Raw genomic sequence first — 14276 nt, 5'->3', positions numbered from 1 at the left:
GTGACCAAACCCAAGGGGACCCCGTCCTCACCCGCGTCAGGACCTCAACCCCGCCACGTCTTTGGCGGGGCGAGGAGGCTATGGAAACAGTCCCTACAGTTCCGTGCTGTTGCCGCTGCCGCCGGCCTGCTCCTTTGCGCCTTTATTTTCGCTGGAACCTTCATCTCCCACCAGATCGCAAACTCACTCTTCCGCGATAGCCTAGACCAGGCCCTTGAAGAATCTGCAGCTGGTTTCAGCAACGTCCAGACCCTCATCAACGGTTCAGACGCAACCGGCCGCACGGAAATTCAGCGAGAGGTGGCCCGCTTCCTGACCGTGCTAGAAACCAGCACCAGTGACGCCAACCGGCACTGGGTCCTGCTTAAAGACCCCAATGCCCCCACGGAGGGTTTTATCGCTGAGCAGACCCAGGGGGCAGCCGTCAGCCTGGGGGACGTCCCAGCCACCCTGGTATCGAGCGTGAGTGAGGGGAACGGTATTTACTGGCAGTCCTCACGGACCACAGGGGCGGACGGACGCCCCCACCCCATCCTCGTCGTTGGCACCAAGGTGTCGATTCCCCAGAACCCCGAGTACACCCTCTTCCTCATCTACGACCTCAGCCGGTCCCAAAGCACAGTCCAGTACATCAACCTCATCATCTGGATCGGTTTTAGTGTCCTTTGGATCGTTGTCTTGACCATCGTCTGGTGGATTTCTCGGTTCGTGGTCCGGCCCATCTCAACCATCGCAATTACGGCCGAGAAACTGGCCGCCGGTGACCTTGACCAGCGAGTCCTAGTTCGGGGCCAAAATGAAACGGCCCGTCTAGGCATGAGCTTCAACCGCATGGCTGACTCCCTGCAAGATCAGATTTCCCGCCTGGAAAAGCTCTCAACCATGCAACAGCGGTTCGTCTCAGACGTGTCGCATGAGCTGCGCACCCCGCTCACGACCGTGCGCATGGCCGCTGATATGCTGCACGATAACCGGGAGAACATGGAGCCCCTCTATAAGCGATCCACAGAGCTCCTCTATAACCAGGTCGATCGCTTCGACTCCCTCCTGGCAGACCTGCTAGAAATTTCCCGATTCGATGCCGGATCCCAGACCCTTGAAATTGTCTCGGGCGACTTCATGGCCGTGCTGGACGAGGTCCTGAAGGGGGTAGAACCCCACCTAGTACGCACCAACACCACCCTGACAGTCCACACCGAGCACACAGAAATCATGGTGGATATGGACCACCGGCGTATCGAACGAGTGCTTCGTAACCTCCTGTTCAACGCGGTAGAACACTCTGAAAGCAAGCCGATCGACGTGTACGTCGACGTCACAGATACCACCTTAGGTATTGCTGTCCGCGACCACGGTATTGGCCTGTCACCTGAGGAAACAGAACAGGTATTCAACCGTTTCTGGAGGGCAGATACCTCCCGCAAACGCACCCTGGGAGGCACTGGTCTGGGCCTTTCCATCGCCGCTGAGGACGTCCGCCTCCACCAGGGAACCCTGGAAGCGTGGGGAATCAAGGGGCAGGGGGCCTGCTTCCGCATGACAATCCCCGTTGACCAGGACCTTCCCATGGGAGAATCCCCCGTGCTGATCAGTGGTGAGCCGGTACCTGCAGAACCTCAAGCCATCGCTGCCTCCAGTCCCCTGGCCCTGCCCACCGCCCAAGAAGCCCAGGAGCAAACCGATGTCTAAAGTCACCCGTCGAACCGCCCTAGGGCTCTCCCTCACCTCCCTCGTCGCCGGCCTGTCTGCCTGCGCCACCATCCCCACCAAGGGAGAAGTAAACCACTACGCCGACCCCCAGACCACTGGAACCCCCGTGGTGGCAGACCAGTCTATTTCTGGCCCCCAGCCAGGGGCTAGCCCGGCCGAAATCATCGATGGTTTTATTCATGCAGGTGTCGGCGCTCGCGATGACTATAAGGTGGCCCGGGAGTATCTGACCCCTGAAAAAGCTGAGTCCTGGCGTCCTGATGGCCGGACGCTTGTTTACAACTCAGCCTATTCAGTGACAGACCGTGACGGGGGGAATTTCACTCTCACCATTCCTACCAACACCGTCATTGATAACCGGGGTTTGGCGACCTCCTATACCACGGTGGTAGACACGGATATTGACGTCAAACTGACCCAGGTAGATGGGGAATGGCGTATTGCTGAGGTGCAGGACGGTACCGTGCTCAGCCGTACTGAGTTCACTGATATCTTCAACCCCTATACCCTCTACTTCTACGACCCGACCTTCACCTATGCTGTACCTGATGTCAGGTGGTTTGCAGAGCGAACGACTGTAGCGACCTCCCTGATTCGTGTCCTGCTTGAGGGGCCTGCCAGCTACCTGCAAGGGGCTGTTGTCACCGCTATTCCTGCAGATACCCGCCTGTCCCGTAATTCCGTGCCCATCAATAACGGGACTGCTGAGATACAGCTGACGGGTGGGGTAGCCCTCACGACCGCGAGTGCGCTGGCCCTGGAGAGGCTGCGTACCCAGCTAAAACAGGTGCTGACCTCCCTTCCCTCGGTGAGCGAGGTGGAACTGAGCATCAATGATCAGGCTGTTGATGCCCAGGCCCTTGAAAACTATCGGGAACCTGCGGTTAACCCACCGATGCCCACCTATGTTGTGGCAATAGAAAATAACCGTTTGGTGACCCGTAATAATTTTGATGACGTGGGTAGCCAGCAGACGGTGGTTGAGGTGTCACCCCAGGCGCGTATCGTCCAACCGGCGATGAACTACACCCAGACCTTCTTCGCCTACAGTAATGACTCTCGGTCAGAAATCTGGTTGGCGACGTCTGGTGGTTCGCGCTCGATTTTCCGGGGTGAAGGGATTCTTACCTCAAGTTTTGATCACCAGAACTGGTTGTGGGTTGCTGAAAGAGCTGGAACGGTTCGGGCCTACCCGGTGGGCCAGGACACCGGTGAACTCAGGGAGATTGATACCTGGCTGAGGGAGGAAACCTTACACAGCTTGAGCGTTTCTCGCGATGGCAGTAGGGCCCTGATGGTTACCTCGATTGGGGAAGCCAATTATGCTGCCTGGGTGTCAGCTATTCGTAGGGACGACGAGGGCGCCCCAACTGAGCTGCTAGAGCCGATCCGCATTGGTTCCGACATCAACCCGCAGGGTGCTGAGTGGAACAGCGACCAAGAGGTCTTTCTGTGGAACGTTGAGACGTCACAGACTGAAATTGTTTCCCTGTCTGGCGTCGATACCCAGTATGACTCCTTGCAGGGCATTTACAGGATTGTGACCGGCAATGGCGTCGATCAGGCTCTTGCCATGACGAGTGACGGTGGCCTCTATATTGTTGCTGGTCGTGGGTGGACCCGTATTGAGTCTTCCCTGCGCGAGGTCAATTACTCAGGCTAGAGGTAACCCGGTTTCGGGGCTGAACACCTGGTTTGCAGAGGTTATCCACAGGGTTTGCCTCTCTGTTGTTTTTCGGGGCACCCTGGTGGCATGAGGTCCACTGTTCTTTCTTCGCTCAGCCAGACCATCGAGCTGGTCTTTCCCCGGGTGTGCGCTAGCTGTGGCGCCTATGGGGAGCCGATGACGGGAGCGTCCGCTTTATGTTCCCTGTGTCGGCGTTTGCTGGGGTTGGCGACCGTCCGCCCAACTCTTGTCGGTATGGAGAGGCAGGATTTTCCGGTCTTTGCGGCAGCCCGCTACGAGCACGAAGTGGCCAGGTGTCTGCTTGCCTTTAAGAATTCAGGCCGGACAGACCTCATCAAATATGTAGCACCTGCCCTGGTAAGGTCACTGCAGCTGGCCCTGGATCAGCTTGATCTCTCGAACGCTGACATTGCTGTGGTTCCCCTGCCGTCGACCCGGGCAGCAACCCGTAGGCGTGGCTATGCTCCAGCGCCGGAGCTAACTCGCTACTCCGTGAAACAGCTTCAGGGTATGGGGTACCCCGTGTATTATCTGGACGCCCTCACTCCTGTCAGCTGGTTATCTAGGCCGACGCCGTGGGGGAGGGGACGGTCTCAAAAGGCCCTGGGCAGGCATGACCGCTTTGCCAGAATGAAGGGGCAGCTCACGGTGAGAAGCCCCCGGTTTGGTTTTTTGGGCCGGACGTACGACCTTGCGCGGCTGCCCTGCGTCCTGACAGATGATGTTGTGACAACCGGGGCTTCTATGGCTGAGGCCAAGCGGGCTTTGACGGAGGCAGGAGCAACTGTGCTCTCTGGGGCAACTGTAGCCTATGTTCCCAAGCGAAAGCAGGATTAGTCAACAGAATAGACCTCGTTGTGTGCCTAAAACAAGTATCGGCTGGCCTTGTTCGACATTGGCTGAAACTAATGACTTAGGACACAAAAGGGCGTACAGTTACCTTAAGGAATCCCAGAAGAGGGAATCCCCAATATCTGGCCTTCACGCAGCCTGGTATTTACACCCCCTGAGAATGGAGGGAACCGTGGAACTCAACGTCACCGGTCGCAACGTCAAAGTCAGCGAACGCCTGCAGGAACACGTCGAAAGTAAAATCACCAAGTTCGAAGCCCTGGGCGACAACGTCACTGACATCGAAGTCAAGTTCACCAAGGAGGGCCATAATGGTCCGGCTGTCATCCGGGTAGAAATTACTGTTGTTGGTAAGGGGCCTATCCTTCGAGCTGAGTCAACCGGTCAAGATAAATTTGCCGTCTTTGATGAAACCTACGTCAAGCTTCTTGAGCGTTTGCGTCGGGCCCGTGACCGTCGTAAGACCCGTCGGGCTGGTGGTAAGAACCCCGTGTCAGTCTCAGAGGCAACAGGTTCCCTGCCTGTCATTGCAGAAGGCTCATCGATTGCAGAAATTCATGTGAATGATGTGCCGGTTGAAGAAGCGGCTTTCTCAGGGGACTATGACCTCCATGAAGAGGCCTATTCGCCCGTGGAGATCCGCAAGAAGACTTTCCCTGCTGACCATCTCACCCCTGAAGAGGCTGTTGATCGTATGGAGCTGGTGGGACATGATTTCTTCCTGTATGTCGATAAGGAGACAGGTTCACCTGCGGCGGTCTACCGTCGAAAGGGTTGGTCCTATGGTGTTTTGACCCTGTCAGACGAGGCATAGGCTGTAACACCCTAACCTAGCTTTTTCGCCAAGGCCCCCTTCCTCTAGTTAGAGGGAGGGGGTCTTGGTGTGGTGTAAAACCACTGAGCAACAACAGGAAAGTGGGGGATATGTAGGACGGATATCAGCAAGTGTGTTCTACAATAGAGGAAGTAAGTGGCACTACTGTGCCCTCATTCACTTTCGCCTGAATACAAGGAGCAAACCTCAGTGGCATCTTTCTTGGAAAAGCTACTCCGCAGCGGTGACAAAAAAGTTCTTAAGCAGCTGCGTGCTTACACTGATGCAGTGAACTCACTCGAAGACAGCTTTGCTGCCCTGAGCGATGCCGAACTTCGCGCTGAAACTGATGCCTTCCGTAAGCGCGTCGAGGACGGCGAAAAGCTTGATCTTCTGCTCCCCGAAACCTTTGCTGTTGTCCGTGAAGCGTCAAAGCGCACCCTGGGTAAGCGTCACTACGACGTACAGATTATGGGTGGTGCTGCCCTGCACCTGGGCAATATTGCAGAAATGAAGACTGGTGAAGGTAAGACCCTGGTCGCTACGGCACCTGCTTACCTCAACGCTCTGACCGGTAAGGGCGTTCACGTTGTAACTGTGAACGATTACCTGGCCGAGTACCAGGCTAACCTGATGGGCCGCGTCTTCCGTTTTCTGGGGATGGAATCAGGTGTAATTCTCGCCAACCAGACCCCTGAAGTCCGTCGCAAGCAGTACCTGGCTGATATTACCTACGGTACGAACAACGAATTTGGCTTCGACTACCTGCGTGACAACATGGCCTGGACCAAGGACGAGCAGGTTCAGCGCGGCCACAACTTCGCTATCGTCGATGAAGTTGACTCCATTCTGATTGACGAAGCCCGTACTCCTCTGATTATTTCTGGTCCTGCCATGGGTGAGGCCAACCGCTGGTACGGTGAATTTGCTCGAATCGTCAAGCACCTTGAAGCCGGTGAAGATTACGAGGTTGATGAGAAGAAGCGCACCGTCGGCATTCTGGAACCCGGTATCGATAAGGTTGAAGACCACCTGGGCATCGATAACCTCTACGAGTCACAGAACACCCCCCTCATTGGCTTCCTGAACAACGCTATTAAGGCCAAGGAGCTTTTCAAGGGCAATAAGGACTACGTCGTGATGAACGGCGAGGTCATGATCGTTGATGAGCACACCGGCCGTATCCTGGCTGGCCGCCGCTACAACGACGGCATCCACCAGGCTATTGAGGCTAAGGAAGGCGTGGAAGTCAAGGCTGAAAACCAGACCATGGCCACCGTGACCTTGCAGAACTACTTCCGCATGTACGACAAGCTCTCCGGCATGACCGGTACCGCAGAGACCGAAGCTGCAGAGCTGATGAACACCTACAACCTGGGCGTCGTTCCGATTCCCACCAACAAGGACGTTCAGCGTATTGACCAGCCCGATAAGGTCTACAAGAACGAAATTGCGAAGTTCGCTGCCGTCGTCAAGGACATCGCCGAGCGTCACGAGAAGGGCCAGCCCGTTCTTGTCGGTACCACCAGCGTTGAGAAGTCTGAATACCTTTCCAAGCAGCTGGCTAAGGCAGGTATCCGTCACGAGGTGCTGAACGCTAAGAACCATGCTCGTGAAGCTGCCATTGTTGCCCAGGCTGGCCGGAAGGGTGCCGTTACGGTTGCAACCAACATGGCTGGCCGTGGTACCGACATCATGCTCGGCGGTAACCCTGAATTTGAGGCCGTCGAAACCATGAAGACTCTGGGCCTGGACCCGAATAAGAACCCTGAGGAATATGAGGCTAAGTGGCCTGAGGTCCTGGAGGCTTCTGAGAAGGCTTCAGCTGCAGAGCACGACGAGGTTAAGGAACTGGGTGGCCTCTACGTCCTGGGTACTGAGCGCCATGAGTCTCGCCGTATTGATAACCAGCTGCGTGGCCGCTCGGGCCGTCAGGGTGATCCCGGTGAATCCCGTTTCTACCTGTCCTTGTCTGACGACCTCATGCGTCTTTTCAACGGCCAGGCTGCTGCCCGCCTGATGGCTGGTGCTCCTGACGACACTGCTCTTGAAGCTAACATCGTCTCCCGTGTCATCGCTAACGCCCAGGGCCAGGTTGAGGCCCGTAACGCTGAGCAGCGTAAGAACGTCCTCAAGTACGACGATGTTCTGAACCGTCAGCGTGAGGCAATGTATAAGGATCGTAGCCGAATCCTGGAAGGCAACGATCTCAAGGAGCAGATCGGTAAATTCCGTACTGAGGTTGTCACGTCAGCTATTGACGCGCACGTGGCTGAAGGCCATGCTGAGGACTGGGATTTCGAGAAGCTCTGGGAGAATCTGAAGACAATCTTCCCCATTTCGATTACCCCCGAGGATCTCTTTGAGCAGGCTGGCGACCGCACCAAGGTCACCCGAGATGCGATCGTCCGTGAAGTCCTTGAGGACGTTGAACTCCAGTACGCAGAACGTGAAGAGTCTGTGGGCGAAGAGGGCATGCGCGAAATCGAACGCCGTGTAGTGCTGTCGGTCATTGGTAAGCACTGGCCTGATCACCTCTACGAGATGGACTACCTCAAGGAAGGTATTGGGCTTCGAGCAATGGCCCAGCGCGACCCCTTGGTTGAGTACCAGCGTGAAGGCTACGCCCTGTATCAGTCGATGATGGGGGCTGTCCGTGAGGAGACTGTTTCAACCCTCTTCCATCTGGATCTCTCCAAGCAGCGTACCCACCAGTCCAAGATTAAGCTGAAGATTCCTGCCCAGCCTAAGTTCCTGCAGTACTCGGCCCCGACCGAGCAGGGTGACACTGAGGTCCATACCGAGGAAGTCAAGAACCTGGGTATCGAGAAGCTGTCAATCTTCGAGAACCGCAAGAAGTAGAACCTAGCGGTTCACGATAAGAGCCGGCCCCGGAATGTTCCGGGAGCCGGCTCTTATCGTGTTATGAGGGTAGTCTTGTGCGGGGCCTGGGAGGGGGCCACTTCCTCTTATAGGGTCTTGTCTGTGCCGAGGTAATTGAGGATCTGCTCGTGCAGGAGGCCATTGGTCGCAAGAGCGTTGCCTCCGTGGGGGCCGTCCTGCCCGGCCAGGGAGGTAAACCGCCCCCCAGCCTCAGTCACGATGGGAACGAGAGCTGCCATATCGTAGAGACCGAGTTCTGGCTCGGCAGCAGCGTCGACCACCCCTTCTGCCACCATCATGTAGGACCAAAAATCGCCGTAGGCGCGGGTCCGCCAGACTGTGTCGGTCAGGTCGATGAACTTCTCGCGTAGGCCCAGATCCCGCCAGCCGGTCAGGGAGGAATAGGACAGGGAAGCATCACCCAGGGAGGCAACCTCAGAGACGGAGAGTCGGGTGGCCTTGGCTAGGGAACGGCCGGTGTAGGCGCCTGCACCTTCAGCTGCCCACCAGCGTCGTTGGAGGGCGGGGGCTGAGACAACACCCACGACGGGCTTGCCGTGGTCGAGGAGGGCAATCAGAGTGGCCCAGACGGGGACCCCTCGCACGAAATTCTTGGTGCCGTCGATAGGGTCGATAACCCATTGCCGGGGGGATGAGCCTGTTTCGCCGAACTCTTCGCCGAGGACGGAGTCGCGGGTTCGGACGCGGGAGAGCTGGGAGCGAATGAGCTGTTCGGCTTCCCGGTCCACCTCGGTGACGGGGGTGAGGTCAGGTTTGGTTTCAACAGCGAAGTCGGCGGCGTTGAAGCGGGAGAGGGTCAGACGGTCAACGGCGTCGGCCATGATATGGGCTAGACGGAGGTCATCGGTGTAGTTGCTCATGGTGTGTGTACCTTGGGGTGGTGGGAAGGAGTTAGGGGGCGACGACGCCGAGTTCTTTCTCGGAGTCGCCTTCAGCTTCATCGACGCGGAGGAGTTTACGCAGGGAGTCGAGGCGTTCTGCCCCGGCCTGCCCAGCGAGCCCGGCTGCGACGTAGGCGGTGAGGCCGCAGTCCTCGGCAGTGACGGAGTGGGTACAGCCCTTGGGGCAGTCCGCTGCTCCTGGCGCAATATCGGTGAAAGAAGCTACCAGGTTTTCAGGGTCAACATGGGCCAGGCCGAAGGAGCGGATACCGGGGGTGTCAATGATCCAGGTTCCGGGGGCTGCCTGGCGGGGTTGCAGGGCGAGGGCTGAGGATGAGGTATGACGGCCGCGGCCGGTGACGGCATTGACGTGGCCGGTGGCCCGGTCAGCCCCGGTTAGGGCGTTGACCAGGGTGGACTTACCGACTCCTGAGTGGCCCAGTAGGACGGACACGGAGCCGTCCAGGTGCTCCGAGAGCTGCTCTACGAGGGAAAGGTCCAGACCTTCGGAGCCCTCTTCGCTGGGGGCACGGCCGTCCTTTGCCTTAGACAGCAGGATGGTCAGCTCAACATCCCGGTAGTAGTCCAGGAGCCAGGCGGGGTGTTTGAGGTCGGTCTTGGTGATGCAGAGGATGGGGGTAAGCCCGGCGTCAAAGGCCGCAGCTAGGGAGCGGTCGATGAAGCCGGTGCGGGGCTCAGGGTTTTCGGCTGCTACTACGATGACCAACTTGTCGGCGTTGGCGACGACGACCCGCTCGACGGGGTCGGTGTCGTCGGCGCTGCGGCGGAGCAGGTTGGTTCGTTCTTCGATTCGTACCAGGCGGGCTAGGGTATCGGGCTTGCCGGAGGTATCACCGACGAGTGCCACCTTGTCTCCCACCACGACGGGATTGCGTCGCAGTTCCCGGGCCCGCACGGCAGTGACGACCCGCTCAGTAGCCTGCCCTTCGTCGAGGATGGCCGTGTAGCGGCCACGGTCTACCGTAATGATGCGGCCGATTTCGGCGTCCTGGTAGGTGGGCCGGTCCTTGGTGCGGGGTCGGGATCCCTTTTTGTTGGGGCGGATGCGGACGTCCGACTCGTCCCAGGAGCGGCGCATTAGCGGTCACCTGCCTGCTGGGCTCCCCACTGGGTGAGCATGTTCTGCCAGAGGCCGGTGAAGCCGGGCAGGGTCTTGGAGGTGGTTTCTACGTTTTCGACGACGACGCCGGGGGTCACCAGGCCGATGACGGCGGCGGCAGTTGCCATGCGGTGGTCAGCGTAGGTGCGGAAGAGGCCCCCCTGGGTCACGGGGGAGAGGACCCGGATGCCGTCCTCGGTTTCCTCAGCCCGGCCACCCAGGCGGTTGATTTCGGTGGTCAGGGCTGCCAGGCGGTCTGTCTCGTGGCCTCGCAGGTGGGCGATACCGCGCAGGCGGCTTTCAGCGGGGGAGAGGGCAATGAGTGAGGCGACGGTGGGGGCCAGTTCCCCGGCTTCAGCCAGGTCTAGGTCAATTCCGGGTAGGCCGGATGCTGCGCCACCTGCCGGGCCTGTGACGGTCAGGTTGCCGTCGGAAAGTTCAACGGTTGCCCCGAACAAGGGGAGAATAGTGCGCCAATGATCGCCGCCCTGGGTTGTGGTCGAAGGCCAGCGGGGGATCGTAACCGTAGCACCGGTGGCGACGGCTGCAACCAGGAAGGGGCCAGCATTTGAGAGGTCGGGTTCGACAGTCACTTCAAAGCCTGGGAAGCCACCAGGCTTTACTGTCCAGGTAGAGTCACCATCAAACCGAACATCAATGCCCAGCTCCCGCATGGTCTGGCAGGTCATCTCAATGTGGGGCATGGACGGGACTGCCGCCCCCTCATGATGCAGGATCAGCCCCTGCTCGAAACGGCAGGCAGCCAGCAGGAGGGCTGAGACGAACTGGGAAGAACCGGAAGCGTCAATGGTTAACTCTGACACTGAGACTGAACCGTTTGAAACTACTGTGAAGGGCAGGGCGCCCCGGCCCTCGTCCTGGACCTCTACCCCGAGCGCTCGCAGGGCCTCAATGACCGGGAGCATGGGCCGAACCCGGGCATGGGGATCCCCATCAAAAGCGAACTCGCCGGGAAGGAGGGCCGCTACCGGGGGAACAAACCGCATGACGGTGCCGGCCAAACCAACATCAATCGATGCAGATAGTACGGACTCACCTGAAAAATCAAGGGGGGTTACCCGCAAGTCCGGGCCAAAGGGGCTGCCTGTTTCCAGGCGTTCGAAGCGGGCTCCGAGAGCAGTGAGCGCCTCTATCATCAAGGCAGAATCCCGGGAATGAAGGGGGGCATGCAGGACGGAGGGGGAGTCAGCGAGGGCTGCCAAGAGCAGGTAGCGATTAGTCAGCGACTTAGAACCGGGAATCTCTACCCTGGCCCTCGCTCCGGGATAAACCGTCACCGAGGGGGCCAGCCAATCTCCATCTGCTGGTACAGCTACCTGCTGGGCGTCAACCACTCTTTTCGAACCTGCTTTCTAGGGGTTAAAGACTCCTACCATTTTAGGCGGTAGGCAGGGGCAAGAGGAAACCCCGCACGGTAAAGGTGCGGGGTTTCTATACTCTGAGAAAATTTAGGCGCCGATGACGTCTGCTACCTTTTTCTGGGCGTCCTGGGCTACGGACTGCACATCAGCAGCCAGCTGGGAGGACTTCTTCGATACCTGGTCGCCCAGCTTGCTGGCCCGCCAGGCCAGGGAGGGGTTGCCGTCGGTATCAACTGCTGAGATGGCGATAGCGCCGAGCAGGGAGCCGTTTACCACAGCGGCATTGCGGCGGGCTAGTTTCTTCTGCTTGGTATCAGCTTCAGCAGCCCGGTATTCAACGTAGGAGTTGACGGTGCCGGTGATGAACAGGAGGGTGGAGGAGAAACGGGGGAGCTTACCCAGGGCAAAGAGGGCACCGGCTGCAACCTGGGTCCCGGCCAGGGCCTGGCCAACCAGCTTTTCCTGGCCCCGAAGTACGGCCAGCTGGGGGGATGCAGTAGCCGCAAGATCTACAACCTTAGCCAGGTGCTGGGAGGATTCGGGGTCACGCAGACGATCCACACCAGAGAGAATGAAGCTTGAGGCAAGCAAGGGGCGGGCAAAACGACGGACGATAGACATGAAACCTCCTGACGGGTGGGTCTTAGAAAATCAAGACCATAACTACACTACTAAGCATACAGATGAGAATGGAGGGAGGCCACCGGGGACACGGAGTCTTCCTCAACCAGGGCAAGGTACCTTCATGCTCTCTGATGTCCCCGCACCTAAATCGCAGTTCCCTATCAGGTGAAGGGCGCCAGCAGCCGACACCTAGCAGGGCCCCCACAGAAGTGGCTACCCCAGCCCTGAATAACTAGCACCCTGGGCTGCTCCACCGGGCAAGGCCACCCGCCGGAATAAAATCAGAGACAGACTGTTTCACCCTGTACCCCCACGAGACCCCCGCCGCGGTGCCGCCTCAAAGGGGTAGAGTAAGAGGAGCACACGACGACACAGGAGGGACATGAGAGCCAGTACAACCACCGGCCAGCACTCGACAGGGCTGGAGGAGGCGACACCAGTCGTCCTGCCCGAAACAGACGCCGAGCGTAAGGACCGGTTTGAACGCGAGGCCCTGCTCTACCTGGACCAGCTCTACGCCGCTGCCCTCCGCATGGCCCGCAACCCCCAGGACGCCGAAGACCTGGTTCAAGAGGCCTACATGAAGGCCTTTTCCGCCTTCCACCAGTACACCCCAGGAACCAACCTCAAGGCCTGGCTCTACCGGATTCTGACTAACACCTACATCAATGTCTACCGCAAGCGCCAGCGGGAACCCTACCAGGCCAACACCGACACCGTCGAAGACTGGCAACTAGCTGCCGCCAGCTCCCACGACTCCAGGGGCCTGCCCTCAGCTGAGAACGAGGCCCTGGCTCGGCTGCCAGACACAGACATCAAAGAAGCCCTCCTGTCTATCCCCGAGGACTTCCGCATGGCCGTCTATTACTCCGATGTTGAGGGCTTCTCCTACAAGGAAATCTCCGACATCATGGATACCCCCATCGGCACCGTCATGTCCCGCCTCCACCGGGGACGCAAACTCCTCCGAGACCGCCTCACCGACTACGCCGCCGAACGGGGAATCAAGGCCTCTCCCGGGCGAAAACGAAACCCGGCCCCATCAACGACCCCAACCCCGGAACTAGAAAGGAGCTAAACCATGTCAGTCCCCAGCACCCCCTGCTCTGAACGACTTGCCACCATCTACGAGTACCTCGACGACCCCCTCAGCTGCCAGGACCTCGAAGAACTCCAAGCCCACCTCGCAGAATGCGCCACCTGCGCCCGCGAGTATGACCTCGAATGTATTATCCGCCAGGCCGTCCGTCGCACCTGCAAGGAAACAGCCCCCACCGACCTCAAAACCCGCATCATGGGCTGCATTGACCAGCTCCACTCTGACGGCCACCAGCCCCAATAGCACCAAGCTCCCTGCCCACCAGGGCATAGCCAGGGCATAGCCAAGGCATAGAAAAGGGCCCTCACTCGCTGGAGTGAGGGCCCTTAGATTGCCTTATGAGTTGGGGCGCTTACCGTGGTTTGCGCCACCCTTACGGCGATCCTTACGCTTACGACCGCGCTTGCTCATCGTGAGCCTCCTTGATCAAGGTGGAATACCGGCTCCAAGAGCCAGGTATAAAGGTCGATAGTGCCAGAAAGGCACTTCTGACTATTTTTGCATATCTGGGCTCCGAATGCACAATACTGCCTTGAATATCACGCCCCGGAGGCCCAGCTTTAAGCAGGTTCAGAAATCTGCAACCAGTTGTACCAACCCCGGTGCAAAACCAGCCAAGCAATCAGACCGTAGCCGGACTGGCCCGGACGCCCGTCGTTGGCCGCTAGGTCGTTGCGCCACTGCTCATGGTGCAGCAGGGGGTTGAAGGTATCGACGTAGACGTGATTGCGACGGGTGACCACGTCAGCATAGGCAGCTGACAGGTCAGCGATCTTACGGTTACGCTCAGCGTCCAGGGTCGGGGGCGGGCCCACGACTAGGACCTTGACATTGTTCTGGGAGGCCATATCAACCATGTTGGCCAAGTTCAGGCGGGACCGGGCGCTGGTGAGACCTAGGTCGATATCAAAGGTTGAGGGGGCAATGACCAGTCGGTTCTCGTGGCCCTGGGCGAAGCGGCGGGAAGCCTCCTCAAACCAGCGGGAGTTGAGCTGCTCGCTACCTTCACCAGGAGCTGCCAGGTTGTAGGCAGAAATTGAAGCAGAGTTCTGAGGGGTCCGTGCCATGACGCGGCCGAACCAACCGAGGGTGCGGGGGTCGCCCACACCGGCGAGAAGATCATCGCCTACGGCTACAAGTCGAATTTTTCGCTGATCCACGTGAGTCTTTCTAAGGGGGCCGAAGGTGCCACTAGAGCGGCTA

The 14276-nt window shown here is 58.7% G+C and carries 12 protein-coding genes; 6 read left to right on the top strand and 6 right to left on the bottom strand.

All coding sequences use genetic code 11. The annotated features are described in order from the left end of the window. The 4 genes from mtrB to secA all read left to right on the top strand — a co-directional run bounded on the left by mtrB (window position 1) and on the right by secA (window position 7925). On the top strand, window positions 1-1689 hold the full coding sequence (gene mtrB, locus L7A15_RS01880) for an MtrAB system histidine kinase MtrB (RefSeq protein ID WP_237207984.1): 1689 nt from the start codon (window positions 1-3) through the stop codon (window positions 1687-1689). After that, window positions 1682-3373: an LpqB family beta-propeller domain-containing protein gene (locus tag L7A15_RS01875; protein ID WP_237207983.1), complete on the top strand. Its 1692-nt coding sequence runs from the start codon at window positions 1682-1684 to the stop codon at window positions 3371-3373. Before mtrB ends, L7A15_RS01875 begins: the two co-directional genes overlap by 8 nt. A gap of 1048 nt (window positions 3374-4421) precedes the next feature. Next, window positions 4422-5063 (top strand): ribosome hibernation-promoting factor, HPF/YfiA family, encoded by a 642-nt coding sequence (gene hpf, locus L7A15_RS01870; protein ID WP_237187938.1) that lies wholly within the window; start codon window positions 4422-4424, stop codon window positions 5061-5063. A gap of 210 nt (window positions 5064-5273) precedes the next feature. Beyond that, on the top strand, window positions 5274-7925 hold the full coding sequence (gene secA, locus L7A15_RS01865) for a preprotein translocase subunit SecA (protein WP_237200370.1): 2652 nt from the start codon (window positions 5274-5276) through the stop codon (window positions 7923-7925). A 107-nt stretch (window positions 7926-8032) separates the two neighbouring features. Here secA and hisN read toward each other — a convergent pair whose 3' ends face one another. The 4 genes from hisN to L7A15_RS01845 all read right to left on the bottom strand — a co-directional run bounded on the left by hisN (window position 8033) and on the right by L7A15_RS01845 (window position 11971). Then, entirely contained in the window at window positions 8033-8827 is a 795-nt protein-coding gene (hisN, locus tag L7A15_RS01860) for a histidinol-phosphatase (protein ID WP_237187941.1), read from the bottom strand. Between the two features lie 31 nt (window positions 8828-8858). Further along, complete coding sequence (rsgA, locus tag L7A15_RS01855; RefSeq protein ID WP_237207981.1) at window positions 8859-9947, bottom strand: ribosome small subunit-dependent GTPase A; 1089 nt, start codon at window positions 9945-9947, stop codon at window positions 8859-8861. After that, window positions 9947-11323, bottom strand: a complete 1377-nt coding sequence (aroA, locus tag L7A15_RS01850) for a 3-phosphoshikimate 1-carboxyvinyltransferase (RefSeq protein WP_237207980.1) — start codon at window positions 11321-11323, stop codon at window positions 9947-9949. The genes rsgA and aroA overlap by 1 nt, the downstream gene beginning before the upstream one ends. Window positions 11324-11437: 114 nt before the next feature. Beyond that, complete coding sequence (locus tag L7A15_RS01845; protein ID WP_237187945.1) at window positions 11438-11971, bottom strand: DoxX family membrane protein; 534 nt, start codon at window positions 11969-11971, stop codon at window positions 11438-11440. A 385-nt stretch (window positions 11972-12356) separates the two neighbouring features. Between L7A15_RS01845 and L7A15_RS01840 the strand changes: the two genes are divergently transcribed. Beyond that, window positions 12357-13052 (top strand): sigma-70 family RNA polymerase sigma factor, encoded by a 696-nt coding sequence (locus tag L7A15_RS01840; protein WP_237207979.1) that lies wholly within the window; start codon window positions 12357-12359, stop codon window positions 13050-13052. Window positions 13053-13055: 3 nt separating this feature from the next. Next, window positions 13056-13316 (top strand): mycothiol system anti-sigma-R factor, encoded by a 261-nt coding sequence (gene rsrA, locus L7A15_RS01835; protein ID WP_237187947.1) that lies wholly within the window; start codon window positions 13056-13058, stop codon window positions 13314-13316. 93 nt (window positions 13317-13409) lie between these two features. On the opposite strand, the gene L7A15_RS10740 is transcribed toward rsrA, so the two are convergent. Beyond that, on the bottom strand, window positions 13410-13484 hold the full coding sequence (locus L7A15_RS10740) for a 50S ribosomal protein bL37 (RefSeq protein ID WP_377129465.1): 75 nt from the start codon (window positions 13482-13484) through the stop codon (window positions 13410-13412). Between the two features lie 149 nt (window positions 13485-13633). Further along, complete coding sequence (locus tag L7A15_RS01830; protein ID WP_237187948.1) at window positions 13634-14233, bottom strand: GDSL-type esterase/lipase family protein; 600 nt, start codon at window positions 14231-14233, stop codon at window positions 13634-13636. Between the last annotated feature and the right edge of the window lie 43 nt (window positions 14234-14276).

The organism is Rothia nasimurium, from assembly GCF_928391935.1.
GTDB lineage: Bacteria > Actinomycetota > Actinomycetes > Actinomycetales > Micrococcaceae > Rothia > Rothia nasimurium_D.
This window is presented reverse-complemented; position numbering and strand designations above follow the sequence as displayed.